Raw genomic sequence first — 15,976 nt, 5'->3', positions numbered from 1 at the left:
CGGCAGAGCAGTAATCGCTCCAAGCCCTGTCAGGGGCTTGTCGATGCGGCTCGTTATGCGACTCTATGACGCCCTACATGTCGTCATAACATCATGTAATTTATAAATATGCCGACCTACTGAGATCCCAAAGAGCCCAAAACATATCAGCCTCGACGGTTGTCTCGTGAGCGGCATCGGGGTAGGGGTGTAGTTGCGGTGAGGAACGAACGGCACCCGCGGGCGGCTTGGGGGTAGACCCGGAGGCCGAAGGTAAGGAGGGGGAAATCTGCTGGACCACGTGTGTTCGGCGCACAGCGCCAGGATACATGCGTGACACCGCGCAGCGGTGTCACGAGAAGTTGTTTCACAAAGCAAAACGGCCCGCCGGCCGGCCCCCAGCGGGGGCCGGCCGGCGGGCCGTTTTGCTTACGCCACGTCCTTCGCCGTCTCCGCATACTCCTCGATCTGATCAAAGTTCAGATACCGATACACGCTGTCCTTGTCCGAATCGATGATGCCCATCTCGGCCTGATACTCGGCCACCGTGGGAATCCGCCCCAGCTTGGAGGCAATGGCCGCCAGCTCGGCCGAGGCGAGATACACGTTGGTGTTCTTGCCCAGGCGGTTGGGGAAGTTGCGGGTGCTGGTGGAGACCACGGTGGCGCCTTCGCGCACCTGCGCCTGGTTGCCCATGCACAGGCTGCAACCGGGCATCTCGGTGCGGGCACCGGCGACGCCGAAGGTGAAGTAGTGACCCTCCTTCACCAACTGGCTCTGGTCCATCTTGGTCGGCGGCGTCACCCACAGCTTGGTCGGCAGGTCGCGCTTGCCATCGAGCAGCTTGGCCGCCGCGCGGAAGTGGCCGATGTTGGTCATGCAGGAGCCGATGAAGACCTCGTCAATCTTGGTGCCGGCAACCGCCGACAGCGGCTTGGCGTCGTCCGGGTCATTCGGGCAGCAGAGCACCGGTTCCTTCAGCTCATTGAGATTGATCTCGATCACGGCCGCGTAGTCGGCGTCCTTATCCGCTTCCAGCAGGTTGGGGTTGGCCAGCCAGGCCTCCATGGCATTGATGCGGCGCTCCAGGGTGCGTGCGTCCTGGTAGCCGTCGGCGATCATGTTCTTCATCAGCACGATGTTGCTGTTCAGGTACTCGATGATCGGGGCCTGGTTCAGCTTGATGGTGCAGCCGGCGGCGGAGCGTTCGGCGCTGGCATCGGAGAGCTCAAAGGCCTGTTCCACTTTCAGATCCGGCAGACCCTCGATCTCCAGGATGCGCCCGGAGAAGGCGTTGACCTTGCCGGCCTTGGCGACCGTCAAGAGCCCCGCCTTGATGGCATACATCGGGATGGCGTGGACCAGGTCGCGCAGCGTGACGCCCGGCTGCATGGCGCCCTTGAAGCGCACCAGGACGGACTCGGGCATGTCCAGCGGCATGACGCCGGTGGCGGCGCCGAAGGCCACCAGACCGGAGCCGGCCGGGAAGCTGATGCCGATCGGGAAGCGCGTGTGGCTGTCGCCGCCGGTGCCGACGGTGTCGGGCAGCAGCAGGCGGTTGAGCCAGGAGTGGATGATGCCGTCGCCGGGGCGCAGGGCGACGCCGCCGCGGTTGCTGATGAAGGCCGGCAGTTCGCGGTGGGTCTTCACATCGACCGGCTTGGGGTAGGCGGCGGTGTGGCAGAAGGACTGCATCACCAGATCCGCGCTGAAGCCCAGGCAGGCCAGGTCCTTCAACTCGTCGCGGGTCATCGGGCCGGTGGTGTCCTGGCTGCCGACGGTGGTCATCCTGGGTTCGCAGTAGGTGCCCGGGCGCACGCCCGTGCCCTCGGGCAGGCCGCAGGCGCGCCCGACCATCTTCTGTGCCAGGGTGAAGCCGTGGCCGGTGTCTGCCGGGATGGCGGGCAGACGGAAGGTGGTGGCGGCGGGCAGGCCCAGGAAGTCGCGCGCCCGGGCGGTGAGTCCGCGGCCGATGATCAGGTTGATACGGCCACCGGCCCGCACCTCGTCCAGGATCACGTCGCTCTTGAGCGCAAACTCGGCCACGGTGACGCCGTTCTTCACCACCTGACCCTCGTAGGGCAGGATGTCGACCACGTCGCCCATCTCCAGTCTGGACACGTCCAGCTCGATCGGCAGCGAGCCCGAGTCTTCCTGGGTGTTGAAGAAGATCGGGGCGATCTTGCCGCCCAGGGTCACGCCGCCGAAGCGCTTGTTGGGCACAAAGGGGATGTCCTGGCCGGTAGCCCAGACCACGCTGTTGGTCGCGCTCTTACGGCTGGAGCCGGTGCCGACTACGTCGCCGACATAGGCGACCAGGTGGCCCAACTTCTTTAAGTCTTCGATGAACGCGATGGGGCCGCGCTTGCCGTCCTCCTCCGGCTTGAAGGCCGCGTCGGTGCGGGTCATCTTGAGCATCGCCAGATAATGCAGCGGGATGTCCGGGCGGCTCCAGGCGTCGGGCGCCGGGGAGAGGTCGTCGGTGTTGGTCTCCCCTGGCACCTTAAAGACGGTGACGGTGATGGACTTAGGCACCTCGGGGCGGCTGGTGAACCACTCGGCCTCGGCCCAGCTCTGGATGACTTCCTTCGCCTTGGCGTTGCCGGCCTTGGCCTTGTCCGCCACGTCGTTGAAGAAGTCGAACATCAGCAGCGTCTTCTTCAGGCCCTCGGCGGCGACGGCGGAGACTTCCGCGTCATCCAGCAGTTCGATCAGCGGATGGACGTTGTAGCCGCCCACCATGGTGCCCAAGAGTTCGGTGGCCTTGGTCTTGTCGATCAGGCGGACCTGGAGGTCGCCGTGCGCCACCGCGGCCAGGAAGCTGGCCTTGACCTTGGCCGCGTCGTCCACGCCCGGGGGCACCCGGTGGGTCAGGAGATCCAGCAGGAAGGCGTCCTCACCGGCTGGCGGGTTCTTGATCAGCTCGATCAGGTCGGCGGTCTGCTGGGCGGTCAGCGGCAGCGGCGGGATGCCGAGCGCGGTGCGCTCGGCCGCATGTTGGAGATAGGCTTGCAACATCTCGGGGACTCCTGTGGAACAATGTGCGGAAGGGCAGTGGCGGGTGGGTGCGCAGGACCGCGGTTGGAAGGTCTGCCGGCCAATCGGCCATTTTATGCCTTCTGGATAATCGCCGCCCAATTCTCAACCTTTCTGAATCCGCAGCTGGCGCGGGACCGGTCGAGGCTCGCGAGGTGTCGAAATAGTTACAAACGGGATCTGATAAGTTTACAATCGGCGCATCTAAGTGACCTGAAGGTGGACCCGGTGGTCATCGGCAAGACGAAAAAATCGCAGGTCATTCGACGCCACCTGCTCGATGTCGTCCGATCCGGGCGGGCGGACATCGTCGCTGACGCCTGCGAGCTCTTCGGCGTCACCCGCCAAGCCGTCCACCGACACTTGGCCCATCTGACCCGGGAGGGCTTCCTGGAGGCCCTTGGCACGACGCGCGGTCGCACCTATCGGCTCGGTCCTAACCGGCAACAATCCGGTGTCTACACCCTAGGGGCCATCGCTGAGGATCGCGTGTACGCCAGCGACTTCGCCTATATCGTTGACGGGCTGTCGAAGAACGTCCAGGGCATCTGGCATTACGGTTTTACCGAGATGCTGAACAATGCCATCGACCATTCCAGCGGGAGCCAGGTCGAGATCACAGCACATCGCGGTGACGAACGGCTGGTGCTGGACATTTGGGATGATGGTGAGGGCATCTTCAGGCGTATCGCACGCTTGATGGACCTCGGCGACCCGCGGGAAGCGATCCTGGAGTTGAGTAAAGGCAAGCTCACGACTGATCCGGCGAACCATACTGGTGAGGGGATCTTTTTTACGTCAAGGGCCTTCGATTTCTTCTTGATCGCCTCCGGCGAATTAGTCTTTAGCCATGACGATGAATGCAAACCGGAGCTTCTTGGTCATCTCGATAATGAGATTGGTGGGACCAGGGTGATGATGATGTTTTCGCCAGCGACGGAACGTACCCTGGCCTCGGTCTTCGACGAATACACCGACGCAGACACGTTTGATTTCTCAAAGACCGTTGTGCCGGTTCGTTTGGCGCTCTACGAGGGGGTTGCGCTCGTCTCTCGGTCCCAGGCGAAGCGCATCATGAATCGCATTGAGCGTTTCACCAACGTCGTGCTGGATTTCGAGGGGGTTGACACGGTTGGACGCTCATTCGTGGATGAGATCTTCCGCGTCTTTGCACGCAACCACCCTGAGATCACGATCATCCCCGTCAACATGAACGCGGAAGTGCAAAAGGAAGTGGCGCGCGTGGCCGGTTCGGGTGCCGGGGCGCCGGTGTGAATTCGCTATCCGCACGCGTGTTGCTCCTGCTGCTGGGCGCCACGATTGCCGCCAGCGCGGCCGACGGCGTCGACCCGCTGTCGGTGATCGCCTTCGACCTGAGTCGTCTGGATGCCGCCGGGCTCCAGGGGCCGCCGGACGGTCAACGGGCGCTGGACTACGAGTTCTGCATCCCACAGGGTGAAGTGCCACAGCGTCAGGTGGCGGCGATCGACCCCAGCGCCCGCTTTCAACCGGGCAGCCGCGGGCGGATCGGCTGCGGACCCGCGCAGGTGCTGGTGCTCGGCAACACCCATCAGCCTGGTTATCGGCAGGTCCTATTGCGGCTGGCCGGCCTGCCCTTTGTGGTGCGCATCGCGCAGGCGATGTTTGAGTGAGTGCCCGGGGCGCGCGCGAAGACGCGCAGAACACGGCGCAGAATCGCGGGTAAAATGGGCGCGTAAACTGCGCGTCTTCGCGTGACAACGGCACTTTTCAGGATGACCACTCCCGAGTCGACCCCCCATCCGGATTCACCCCCCCCGCAGCCCGCGCTCTGGCGCCCCCGGCACTGGCCGAGTTGGTTCGTCGTGGGCATCGCCTATGCCTTGGGCCGGCTGCCATTTCCGCTCCTGTGGGCCTTGGGTCAGGGGCTTGGGCGGCTCGGCTACCACCTGGCACCGGATCGGCGTGAAGTCGCCCGCCGCAACCTAGCCGCCTGTCTACCCGACACGCCGACCGCGCAGCGCGAGCGGATCCTGCGCGCCCACTTCGGCTGGCTGGGGGTGGCCTCGCTGACGCAGAGCGTGGTCTGGGGGGCCTCGCGGGCGCGCCTCAAGCGCCTGGTGCGTATCCGCAATCGAGAGTTTATCGACTCCTGCATCGCCGCCGGCCGGCCGGTGATCGTCCTGGTGCCGCACTTCGTGGGGCTGGAACTGGGGGGCGCGGCCTTCACCGGGCTGGTCCACGCCGGGGTCTATATGTATCAGAAGATCCGCGACCCGGTGGTGGATCTGCAGGTGATGCGGGCGCGCCGTCAGTATGGCAGTGTCTCCATCGAGCGCAGCGACGACCTGCGCGGTCTGATCCGCGAGGTGCGCCGGGGCACGCCCTTCTTTTACCTGCCGGACCAGGACGGCGGGCGCCGTGGTATCTTCGTCCCATTTTGCGGCGTGCCGGCCTCCACCGTCCCCATGCTCGGGCGCTTCGCGGCCATGGCGGGGGCCGTGGTGATCCCGACCTTCGCCCGCTATCTGCCTTGGGGTCGGGGGCTGGAGCTGGACTTCGACCCGCCGCTCGAGCCCTTTCCGACCGGGGATCGGGCGGCCGATTCGTCCCTGATGAACCGGGCGATTGAGACGCGCATCCGTACCATGCCGGAGCAATATTTTTGGGTCCATCGCCGCTTTAAGACCCGCCCGCCGGGCGAGCCGCCCTTTTACCCGCCGAAACGGCGCCGCCGCTGAGTGGACACCGGCGGCTGGCAGGTGCGTCGGGCGGTTGCCACTCAACTCGGTTGATCAATGATGCGCTTGAGTCTTCTCCTGTTGTCATTGTGCTGCTCCGTGAGTGCCTGGGGTGCCCAGGCGTTGCAGCCGGTGCGGTTGCAGCTCAAGTGGACTCACCAGTTTCAGTTTGCCGGGTACTATGCCGCGCAGGCACAGGGCTTTTATCGCGAGGCGGGGCTGGAGGTCAGCTTGCTGGAGGCGCGCCCCGGGCAGGACCCGGTGGCGACCGTGTTGAACGGCCAGGCCGAGTTCGGCGTCGGCACCTCCGATCTGCTCCTGCACCGCGCCCGCGGTCAGCCGGTGGTCGTGCTGGCCGTGATTTTTCAGCATTCACCGCTGGCATTGATGGCCCTGGAGCGATCGGGCATCCGCAATATCCACGAGGTCGCCGGCCGGCGTCTGATGATCGAGGACAACTCGGCCGAGTTATTTGCCTATCTGGAGCGCGAGGGCATCCCCCGCGGCAGTCTCAACCTCGTCCCCCACAGCTTCGGGACTGCCGAGTTGTCCGCCGGGACGGTCGATGCCCAGTCGGTTTATATTACCGACGAGCCCTTCGTGTTCGCGCAGGCCGGGGTCAATTTTTCGCTCTTCACCCCGCGTTCCGGGGGGATCGACTTCTACGGCGACAATCTGTTTACCACCGAGTCCTATCTGCGCACCCACCCGGCGGTGGTGGAGGCCTTCCGCGAGGCCAGTCTGCGCGGCTGGGTCTATGCCATGGGGCATCCGACCGAGATCGTCGACCTCATCATTCAGCGCTATTCCCAGCGCAAGACCCGTGAGCAGTTGCTCTACGAATATGAGCAGATGCGCCCACTGCTGCGCAATGAACTGATCGCCGTCGGCTATATGTATCCCGGGCGTTGGCGCCATATCGCGGACGTCTATGCCGAGCAGGGCATGCTGCCGGCCGGCATTGCGCTCACCGGCTTCCTGTACGATCCGCAGCGCCTGCACATCCCGCCGTGGGTCTATTGGTGGGTGGGCGGGGCGCTGCTGCTCACCCTGTCAGCCGGGTCGATCTCGCTCTATATTCTGCGCATTGATCGCCGCTTGTCGCTCGAAATGGAGCGACGCCGGCAGACCGAGTGGTCACTCAAGGCCAGTCAGCAGCACTATCAACTCATCTATGAGACCGCCCCGTTGGCACTCATCCTGTTCGATCGCGAGCATCGCGTCATCGACTGGAATCGTGCGGCGGAGCGGATCTTCGGGTGGCCGCGGATCGAGATGTTGGGGGTCGGGCTGGAGCGGATGGTGCCGGCGGCCGACCTGGACTATGTCGCCAAGGTGATGGAGCAGGCGTGGGAGGGCGGCCTGGTAGGCGGTGTCAATCGCAACCTGACCCGTGACGGCCGGACCATTCTGTGCCGCTGGAGCAATGTCCTGCAGCGCGATGGTCATGGCGAGCCCGGCGCCGTGCTGTCACTGGCGCAGGACATTACCGAGGCCGAGCGGATCCGCGCCGACCTGGAGGCGGCGAATCAGGCCCTGCACACCCAGATCAGGCAGATCGAGGGTCTGCAGGAGGACCTGCGCGAACAGGCCAGGCGTGACCCGCTGACCGGTCTCTACAATCGCCGCTATCTCGAGCTGGTCCTGCAGCGTGAATTGACTCAATCGCGTGATCAACCCCTGAGCCTGGTGATGATCGATATCGATCGGTTCAAGGAGGTCAACGATACCCTGGGGCACCAGGCCGGCGATCAGGTCTTGACGGCCTTGGCGCGGATCCTGACCTCCACCACCCGTGCCAGCGACATCGCCTGTCGCTTTGGTGGGGAGGAGTTCACCGTGGTCCTGCCCGGGGCGGCCCTGGAGGTTGCTTACGCGCACGCGGAGTCCTGGCGCAAGGCATTCTCCGAGTTGCTTATTCAAGCCGACACGGGGGAAGTGCGCAGGACCCTGTCGGCGGGCGTGGCCGCCTGGCCGGCCCACGCCGCCGAGCCCGGGGGACTCCTCGGCGCGGCCGACCGGGCGCTCTATGCCGCTAAGGCGGCGGGGCGCAATCGGACCATCGTGGCGCCGATCGCCGATCCCGCAGCGGCAAGCGCCTTGTCCTAGAGCCAAGAACGGCTCACGCCAAGGCGCCAAGCTCGCCAAGAAATACAAGAGGGCAGATGAAGTATCCAGATCATTCGCCGGGTGAATGGCACAGCGGCCTTGATCATCGTCCCGGCCAACGGGGATCACTCCGTAACTGGAGGTCGAGGCTTTAGCCGGCACAGCGCTAATGACACACTGAAAAACTTGGCGAGCTTGGCGCCTTGGCGTGACCAATTCTTTTTCCCGGTGGCTCCTTGGACTCAGGTGCCCAGCCGCACAACGCTCAATGAATAGGCGGGGATGGTGACCGGCAGCGCCGGTGCTGTCAGGCTTACCGGCCCCTGATTGACGACCGGGCGGCCCAATTCGCCCGCCGGATGCCATTGATATTGGGTGCGGGAGAATTGGGTTAGGGCTACCGGCCCGGGTGCCGGGGTGGGGCCGTCCGGTGCCAAAAACTCGACTGCCAGGTCATAGGCGTTGGTCGGGTCCTTGTTGATGACCAGGATGCTCAAGGTGCCGTCGGGGAGTCTTAGGGCAAAGGCACTCACGCGCGGCAGGCCAAAGACCGTGCCGCCGGTGACAGCGATCGGCAGGAGTTGATGGGGCGCGCCGGGTGGGCCGACCCAGTCCTGATTGATCAGCCGCGCCCCGTGATAGGTCGCGGTGGCGGAGCGGATGTTCATCTGCGCGTCGGCGAGGAACAAGGCATTGTTTCCCCAGGAGTTGCAATTGAGTTCATCCATGAGCTCGGCGGGCTCCAGTCCGTACAGATAGACCCGCGCGGCCCCCTCCTGCAAGGCGAGGCCCACCGTCTCCGCGTTCAACAGCGCGCCTTCGATGTCGACCTCGGCCCGGCAGCCGAAGGCGGAGTAGCCATATTCGGTGATCATCCAGGGGAGTGCGCGTGGTACCCCATCGGCGCGCAGCCCATCAAGCACTGATTTGAGAATACGCGGGTGCATGGCCAATTGCAGCGATGCCTCCCCGCAGCAGTCGTCGAAGGGATACCATTCGAAGGTGAAAAAATTGAAGTCGTTCTCCCGTCCGCGCGCACGCAGATACTCCATAAATCGGGTCATCCAGGGCCGCTTCTCATCATTGATCGGCCAGGAGCGATAGCCGTCGATGGCGGTCTGAAACCCGGGGCCGCCAAGCTGCAATGCGGGGTCGATCCGGTGCAGGGCGGTGGCGACCTGGAGGTAGAGTGCGCCATAGTCCTCCGGGGTGGCGTATTGCCCGTCGGGTTCCTCGCCCATTTCGATCTGCAGGACCGGATGCCCCTGACGCTTGAGATAGGCGATGATCGCCGCCGCATTCTCCGGGGTGTCATAGAGTAGTGGCACCGGGATGAGCGGCGCACCGGTGCCGGCCAGTCCGCTGGCATAAAAGGCGTCGAGCCCCGGTTGTTCCGTATCGGGGTCGCGGTCCTTGGCGGTGTGCCAGGGATCGGTCGATGAGACGAACATCGCGGTCTGCCGATGCGCGTCCTTGGCGTGGGTGATGCGGTCCTGGAAGACGCCGTTCTCGTCCATGACGCCAACGCCCAGCTCCCGGATGGCATAGCCGATGGAGTCGCGGATATCGGAGGTCGCCGGTGCCGCGTCGCCCGCATGCTGCAACAGGAGCAGACGCGCGAAACGCGCCGTGATCGGCGCGGCGGCCAGGCGGCGGGTCTCGGTGCCGCCCTGGCCGTCCGCGATCACCCCTTGTGGAAAGGCGGCCCAGGCGTTGCAGATGCGATTCTCGATGTAATCGGCGTGGAGATTGGTACAGTATTCCATCCGCCAGGCGCGGGCGTGCGGTTGTCCCCAGTGGATACGCACCGCATCGATCGGCAGCGGTTCTTTCAGGTCGACGACCACCCATTGCGGGTGGCGCGCGTTGTCCTCGTGGGTAAAGTGCTGGTCGAGATAGGGATTGGACTTCCAGAAGCTCGCCGGGTCGCCATCGTCCAGGCGCGAATAGCCGTCATTGTTGGCCTGATCGCCGCTCGTGCCGCGCCGCGGTAAGCGATAGCCGTAGGAGACCGCAATGGGTCGCCCCGGTGTGGTGTCGGATAACCAATAGCCTGACTTGCCATCGGCACCGCTGAAGCGCCCGGCCGGATTCCAGTGCCAGGCCTCCACCGCGAGTTCCGTGCGCAAGCGATAGCTGAACGGCCCGAAGCCCACCTCCTTCATCCGCGCCAGATTGGCACCACGCAACAGCCGCCGGGTCACGCCCGCCTCGTGGCCGTCGATGCCCGCGCCGAAGGTGTCCGCGGGGACAAAGGTCGTGAGCGGCTGGGCGTTCGGGTCGAGCGTGATGGTCACGGTCTCGTTCGCGGTGGCCGTCGGCAGCCAGGCGGCGAGTGCGATCAACAGGAATCGGCCGGAGTGTGTCATTGGATCATGGCGATTGGCGTGCGGTGCGGGTTCATGGCCGCTCCAGGGTGAATGTTCAGGGTCCCGGCGCCTCCAGCCACCGCGGCGACGGCCAGGGTGCAGAGTGTAACCGGGGCGCCACCGCAGCGTGGCGATTGCGTCCGTCAGTCTGTTGCATATCGGGCAACAGAGATTTTCGTAATCCGGCACTGTCTTTTTTCCGATCGACGGCTCAGATTGGGACTCAGGCCAACCAGACACGGGCGTCCCCATGCAACCGCTCCACCCAGTCCTCTTCGTCTCCCACGGCGCGCCCGATCTCCTGCTGGACCCCGGCGCCACCGGACAACGCTGGTCCGAACTCGGGGCCGCACTGCCGCGCCCGAGTGCCATCCTCGCGGTCTCCGCACATTGGGAGTCCGCCGTCCCGACCGTGAGCCGGGCGACGGCACCGCAGACCATTCACGACTTCGGCGGTTTTCCGCGCGCGCTTTACTCGCTGCGTTATGACGCACCGGGCGCACCGACGCTGGCGGACCGCGTGGCGGGGTTGCTCGGGGCGGCGGGAATCCCGGTGTCGGTGGACCCGACCCGCGGCCTCGACCACGGCGCCTGGGCGCCGCTGCGCCTGCTCTATCCGGCGGCCGACATCCCAGTGACCCAACTGGCGATCCAGCCCCAGGCCGGCCCGCGCTGGCATCTGCGCCTGGGCGAGGCGCTGCAACCCCTGCGTGAAGAGGGCGTCCTGATCCTCGCCTCCGGTGCCGTCACCCACAATTTCGCCTGGCTGACGGTCGGTGCGACGCAACCCTATCCCGCTGCCGCGGCCTTTGCCGATTGGCTCGCCGACCGACTCGCCGCTCCCGGATCTGAAAACCTGATCGACTACCGCCGCACCGCGCCCCAGGGCGCTGCCGCCCACCCAACGGAAGAGCACCTGCTGCCCTTATTCGTGGCCCGGGGTGCAGGCGGGCCGGGGGCGCCGCAACGCTTCGCCCCCGGATTCATCGATGGCGGGCTCGCGATGGATGCCTATCTCTGGCCGGGCGGCATGGCCGTTAGCCGCCCGGCCGGCGGCATTTGACCCGGCATTCCCGGTAGCGATTAGTGCAGTAACCGTAGAGGTTCTCGCTGCACGACCACCAAGGGTAGCCGCATTGCGGCTGGTCGGATGAGTTGCACCAGAGGTAATCGCGCTGGGCGGTGCTGTAACCGGCCTGGCACTGCTGGTAATCCCAACGGGCGTCGTCGTCGCAGTGCTCCTTGGTCGCCCGGCACTGGCTGAGGCAGGTGATCTCACGGGCCTGCTCGGCCAGTTGCTGGCTGCGCTGGGCGAATTGGGTACACCCCGCCAGTGTGAGCAGCAGGACTGCCGCGACGGCGATCCCGCCGGTGGCCGCGCGGCGCCGCGGCGCAGCGGGATCCGGTCTTTGGGTGCGGTGGGTTGGACTCATCTGGACGATCCCGCCTAAGATAGGTAACGAACGACAGGGGCGGTCGCGCCCCAGCGGTTGCCACTTTAGCCCGAACGCCGGGTCCGTGCATCCCTTAAGCGACCCGCGGCGCCGGGGCTGGCTCCGTCGGATCGCGGGCCGCCCCGCGGCGCGCGGCATCACACGCCGCCGCCGCAAACGGGTACACTGGCGCCGTCTGCGCCTGGGCGGTCGCGCCGTCGCGCGGCGCCTGACCGCGATCCCCGGGAGCGGTGCGACAGACTGGGGGCCATCCGTTGAGAGCAACATCCATGCAGAAACCCGTCCTGGTTACCGCGTGCCTGACCCTGACCGCCCTTCTGGGTGGTTGTGGGTCCGCCCTGCCCGGCCATATCGGGGGGATCGTGACCTACGTCTCGCCCGACGATTATGCCGAGCGGCTCTGCCGCGGCGTGGACATGGAGAGTTATCCCGCCTGCGCGAGTCAGGTCCTGGACTATTTCGATGTGCCGCTCGCCGAGACCATGCCGCGCGGCCACTCCAGTTCGGGGCCCTTTGCCGTGGCCATGGAGGGCGCGCTGTATCTCGGCACCTACCAGTCGAACCTATTCGCGGGCCACTTTCGGGTGGTCAGCGGGTCCAATGCCTGTCGGGGGTCTTATAGCATCACACGCGGGTCTCGGGCCCCGCTCTACGACGTCTATTGCGAGGACGGTCGCGCCGGCTGGGCCGAGACCATCCGCGATCAGACCGGGGCCAACGGCATCGGCCAACTGACCCTGAGCGACGGCACCAAGGGCGACATCGTCTTCGGCTATCTGCCGCTCGGCCGCGCCAAGCCCTATCCGTGGGGAGATGTCTGGACGCCGAAGGCGGGGCCTCAGACTCCGCCGCAGTCGGACTCTTCATTCCAGTAAAAAAGCTAAGGATCAACTAGAGCAGCCGAAGGCCATTCGGCGCTGCGAGTCGCCCCCTTGTACTCTGCGCCCGGGGTTTCAATATTGGACTACTAAGGGTAAACAACGCAGGGGTTATCGGTGCCACTACAATCGATTGGGGTCGTCGGGGGCGGAATTGGGGGGCTGGCGGCGGCCTGGCTGTTGGATCGACGCTATGACGTGACACTGCTGGAGCGCAACGACTACGTGGGTGGCCACACCAACACCCGGATGGTGGACCACCCGGGCGGGGCCTTTCCGGTAGACACCGGGTTCATGGTCTTCAACGACCGCAACTATCCGCTGCTGTGCGGCCTGTTTGACCATCTGGGGGTGTCCTCCTACCCGACCGATATGTCGTTCGCGGCGAGCATCGACGGGGGGCGGATGGAGTATGCCGGCTCCGACTTCGGCGGCCTCTTCGGCCAGCGCAGTAACCTGTGGAGCCCAGGGTTCCTGTGGATGCTGCTCGACATCGTGCGTTTCAATCGCGCGGCCAAGGCCTATCTGGATCGCCCGCAGACGGATGCCCTGTCGCTGGGTGACTTTTTGGATCGCGGACACTACAGCGCGCGCTTTGCCGACCATTATCTCCTGCCCATGGCCGCGGCCATCTGGTCCTGCCCCACGCGGCAGATGCGCGCCTTCCCGTTCCGCTCCTTCGCCCGCTTTTTCAACAACCACGGGCTGTTGGACCTGGCGGACCGGCCCCAATGGCGCACCGTCAGCGGGGGTAGTCAAAGCTACGTGCAGTGCCTGTTGGGGCAGTTGCGCGGGCGCGTGCGCACCGGTACCGAGGTGCAACGGGTGCGACGTACCGGGGGCGCCGTCGCGGTGGAGACGCTCGCCGGTGAGCGCCTGACCTTCGATGCGGTGGTCCTGGGCTGTCACGGCGACGAGGCCCTGGCCATGATTGCGGACCCGACGCCGCTGGAGTCTGAGCTGCTCGGCTGCTTTCGCACCCAGCCGAACCAAGTCTACCTGCACCGTGATCCGGCCCTGATGCCGCAGCGCCGCCGGGTCTGGTCCTCCTGGAACTATCTGGGCGGGACGCGCCCGGACGAACCAGTCACGTTGACCTATTGGATGAACAGCCTACAGGACCTGCCGAAGGACGACGACGTGTTCGTCAGCCTGAACCCGGCGCAGCCACCCCGCGCCGAGCTCACGATTGCGCAGATGGATTACCGGCACCCGGTGTTCGACGCGGCGGCGGTCGCCGCGCAGGGGCGTATCGGCGAGATCCAGGGCCAGTCCGGTCTGTGGTTCAGCGGCGCCTGGCTGGGCTATGGTTTCCACGAGGACGGGCTGCGCGCCGCGGTCGCGGTGGCCGCGGCCCTGGGGGTGCCGCTGCCCTGGGGCGACGCCGCCGCCCGGGCGGTCCAGTCATGAGCGTGCCCGCTGGACAGCTCCTGTTGGGTGAGGTGATGCACCGGCGCTTCTTTCCGGTGCAGTACCGCTTCGTCTATCGGATTTTCAGCCTGGTGCTGGATCTGGATCGGATCGGCGAACTGGCGCGCACCAGCCGCTGGTTTTCGCACAACCGCTTCAACCTCTTCGCCTTTCATGACCTGGACCACGGCGCCGGCGACGGGACCCCGCTGCGCGACTGGCTCCTGGGCCAGGTGGAGCGCCTGGGGCTGCGGTTGCCGATCGAGCGGATTGACATCCAGTGTATGCCGCGGGTTCTCGGGTATGGCTTCAATCCCATGACCCCCTGGTTCTGTTATGGCCCCACCGGAGACCTGGTGGCGATCCTGTGCGAGGTCCACAACACCTTCGGCGAGCGCCACGGTTACCTGTTGCATCAACAGGGTATGCCCATGCAGTGGCCGGTGCGCCAATCCCGCGCCAAGGGCTTTCATGTCTCGCCCTTTGTCGGGATGCAGGCGGATTACCGTTTCCGCTTCACCAGCGCCGGGGATGAATCGGGCATCGTCATCCACGAATACCAGGACGACCGGCTGATGTTGGTGGCGGTGCAACGCGGCCGCTTGCGTCCATTCACCGACGCCAATCTGTTGCGGGCGGCCCTGTCCTTCCCCTTGCTGACGTTCAAGGTCGTCACCATGATCCACTGGCACGCGCTCAAGATTTGGCTCCGTGGCGCCACCTATTTTCCCAAGCCCACGCCGCCCCGGGAGGAGGTTACCTGATGTCTGCAGAAGAACCGATCGATGCCTTATCCCTGACCGGCGGGGCCGCGCGGCCCGCTGGTCTAGCCAGGGTCTATGCCGCCTTGGGCCGACAACTGCGCTTCGGCACGCTGCTGGTGCGCCTGCCCGACGGCCGGGCGGACCTTTACCGGGGGTCCTGTGCCGGACCGGCGGGCGAGATCGCCATTGACCGGCCCTTGCGCCTGCTCCTGCGGGTCCTGGCCCGGGGCGACATCGGCTTTGCCGAGTCCTACCTGGACGCCGACTGGCGGACCCCCGACTTGCCGGGACTGCTCGATGTGCTCCAGCGCAACGAGCCGCACCTGGGCGCCAAGGGCCTGAGTTGGTCGCGCTGGCTGGACCGCCTCACCCACCGGCTGCGCGACAACCACCGCGCCATGAGCCGGCGCAACATCGCCCGTCACTACGACCTGGGCAATGACTTCTACCGCCTCTGGCTCGACCCGAGCATGACCTATTCGGCGGCCCTGTTCGCGGACCGGGAGACCGAGTCATTGGAGGCCGCCCAAGCGCGCAAATATGAGCGCCTCCTGGACGACCTGGGGGCGCAGCCGGGGCAGCACATCCTGGAGATCGGCTGCGGCTGGGGCGGGCTCGCCCAGGCGGCGGCGCGCCGCGGGCTGCATGTCACCGGCGTGACCCTGTCGCGTGAGCAGTTGGACTATGCCCGGGCGCGCATCGCCGCCGCCGGTTTCAGCGATCGGGTCGACCTGCGGTTGCAGGACTACCGCGACATCGGCGGCCAATTCGATCATTGTGTCTCCATCGAGATGCTGGAGGCGGTCGGCGAGGCCTACTGGCCGACCTACTTCCAGGCCCTGCGCCGGCTGGTGCGTCCGGGCGGGCGCATCAGCCTGCAAGTCATCACCATCAATGAGGACGACTTCCTGCGCTATCGGGGCAGTGCCGACTTCATCCAGCTCTATATCTTCCCCGGCGGCATGTTGCCCTCCCCGGGACGACTCCAGCAGCACGCGCGCGCCGCCGGGCTCATCCATCGCGAGGACCGCTGGTACGGCCCCGACTATGCCGAGACGCTGCGCCGCTGGCGTCGCACCTTCCATGACAAGGCGGAGCAGATCTCAGCGCTGGGCTATGACGCGCGCTTCCGCCGCATGTGGGATTACTACCTGGCCTATTGCGAGGTCGGTTTCGACAACGGCGTGACCGACCTGGTGCAAGCCGTCTATGAGGTCCCGAACGCCGACAGTCCCGCGATCCGCCTGTAGGAGCGGC

12 protein-coding genes are annotated in these 15,976 nt (G+C 65.7%); 9 read left to right on the top strand and 3 right to left on the bottom strand.

Annotation, left to right across the window (positions count from 1 at the left end):
* Positions 1-408 precede the first annotated feature (408 nt).
* Positions 409-2,997: a bifunctional aconitate hydratase 2/2-methylisocitrate dehydratase gene (gene acnB, locus QZX93_RS08450; RefSeq protein WP_295386340.1), complete on the bottom strand. Its 2,589-nt coding sequence runs from the start codon at positions 2,995-2,997 to the stop codon at positions 409-411.
* A gap of 237 nt (positions 2,998-3,234) precedes the next feature.
* Between acnB and QZX93_RS08445 the strand changes: the two genes are divergently transcribed.
* The 4 genes from QZX93_RS08445 (at position 3,235) to QZX93_RS08430 (ending at position 7,844) form a co-directional block, all read left to right on the top strand.
* Positions 3,235-4,290, top strand: coding sequence for a DUF4325 domain-containing protein (locus tag QZX93_RS08445; RefSeq protein ID WP_295386343.1), 1,056 nt, complete (start codon positions 3,235-3,237; stop codon positions 4,288-4,290).
* Entirely contained in the window at positions 4,287-4,667 is a 381-nt protein-coding gene (locus QZX93_RS08440) for a hypothetical protein (protein ID WP_295386345.1), read from the top strand. The genes QZX93_RS08445 and QZX93_RS08440 overlap by 4 nt, the downstream gene beginning before the upstream one ends.
* Positions 4,668-4,769: 102 nt before the next feature.
* A complete protein-coding gene (locus QZX93_RS08435; RefSeq protein ID WP_295386349.1) occupies positions 4,770-5,735 on the top strand; it encodes a lipid A biosynthesis acyltransferase in 966 nt (321 codons plus the stop codon).
* Between the two features lie 99 nt (positions 5,736-5,834).
* A complete protein-coding gene (locus QZX93_RS08430; RefSeq protein ID WP_295386352.1) occupies positions 5,835-7,844 on the top strand; it encodes a diguanylate cyclase in 2,010 nt (669 codons plus the stop codon).
* A 242-nt stretch (positions 7,845-8,086) separates the two neighbouring features.
* Here the strand turns inward: QZX93_RS08430 and QZX93_RS08425 are convergent, their stop codons facing one another.
* A complete protein-coding gene (locus QZX93_RS08425; RefSeq protein ID WP_295386355.1) occupies positions 8,087-10,213 on the bottom strand; it encodes a discoidin domain-containing protein in 2,127 nt (708 codons plus the stop codon).
* 250 nt (positions 10,214-10,463) lie between these two features.
* Here QZX93_RS08425 and QZX93_RS08420 point away from each other — a divergent pair, with 250 nt between their 5' ends.
* Positions 10,464-11,276, top strand: coding sequence for a class III extradiol ring-cleavage dioxygenase (locus QZX93_RS08420; RefSeq protein WP_295386358.1), 813 nt, complete (start codon positions 10,464-10,466; stop codon positions 11,274-11,276).
* Here QZX93_RS08420 and QZX93_RS08415 read toward each other — a convergent pair.
* A complete protein-coding gene (locus QZX93_RS08415; protein ID WP_295386360.1) occupies positions 11,251-11,646 on the bottom strand; it encodes a hypothetical protein in 396 nt (131 codons plus the stop codon). The genes QZX93_RS08420 and QZX93_RS08415 overlap by 26 nt on opposite strands.
* 290 nt (positions 11,647-11,936) lie before the next feature.
* Here QZX93_RS08415 and QZX93_RS08410 point away from each other — a divergent pair, with 290 nt between their 5' ends.
* The 4 genes from QZX93_RS08410 (at position 11,937) to QZX93_RS08395 (ending at position 15,969) form a co-directional block, all read left to right on the top strand.
* Positions 11,937-12,542: a hypothetical protein gene (locus QZX93_RS08410; protein WP_295386362.1), complete on the top strand. Its 606-nt coding sequence runs from the start codon at positions 11,937-11,939 to the stop codon at positions 12,540-12,542.
* A gap of 120 nt (positions 12,543-12,662) precedes the next feature.
* Positions 12,663-13,955, top strand: a complete 1,293-nt coding sequence (locus QZX93_RS08405) for an FAD-dependent oxidoreductase (RefSeq protein ID WP_295386365.1) — start codon at positions 12,663-12,665, stop codon at positions 13,953-13,955.
* Positions 13,952-14,719, top strand: a complete 768-nt coding sequence (locus tag QZX93_RS08400) for a DUF1365 domain-containing protein (protein WP_295386368.1) — start codon at positions 13,952-13,954, stop codon at positions 14,717-14,719. Before QZX93_RS08405 ends, QZX93_RS08400 begins: the two co-directional genes overlap by 4 nt.
* Positions 14,719-15,969, top strand: a complete 1,251-nt coding sequence (locus tag QZX93_RS08395; RefSeq protein WP_295386371.1) for a cyclopropane-fatty-acyl-phospholipid synthase family protein — start codon at positions 14,719-14,721, stop codon at positions 15,967-15,969. The genes QZX93_RS08400 and QZX93_RS08395 overlap by 1 nt, the downstream gene beginning before the upstream one ends.
* The last annotated feature ends 7 nt before the right edge of the window (positions 15,970-15,976 follow it).

Origin of the sequence: uncultured Thiodictyon sp., assembly GCF_903946935.1 — a bacterium.
Classification (GTDB): Bacteria; Pseudomonadota; Gammaproteobacteria; order Chromatiales; family Chromatiaceae; genus Thiodictyon.
This window is presented reverse-complemented; position numbering and strand designations above follow the sequence as displayed.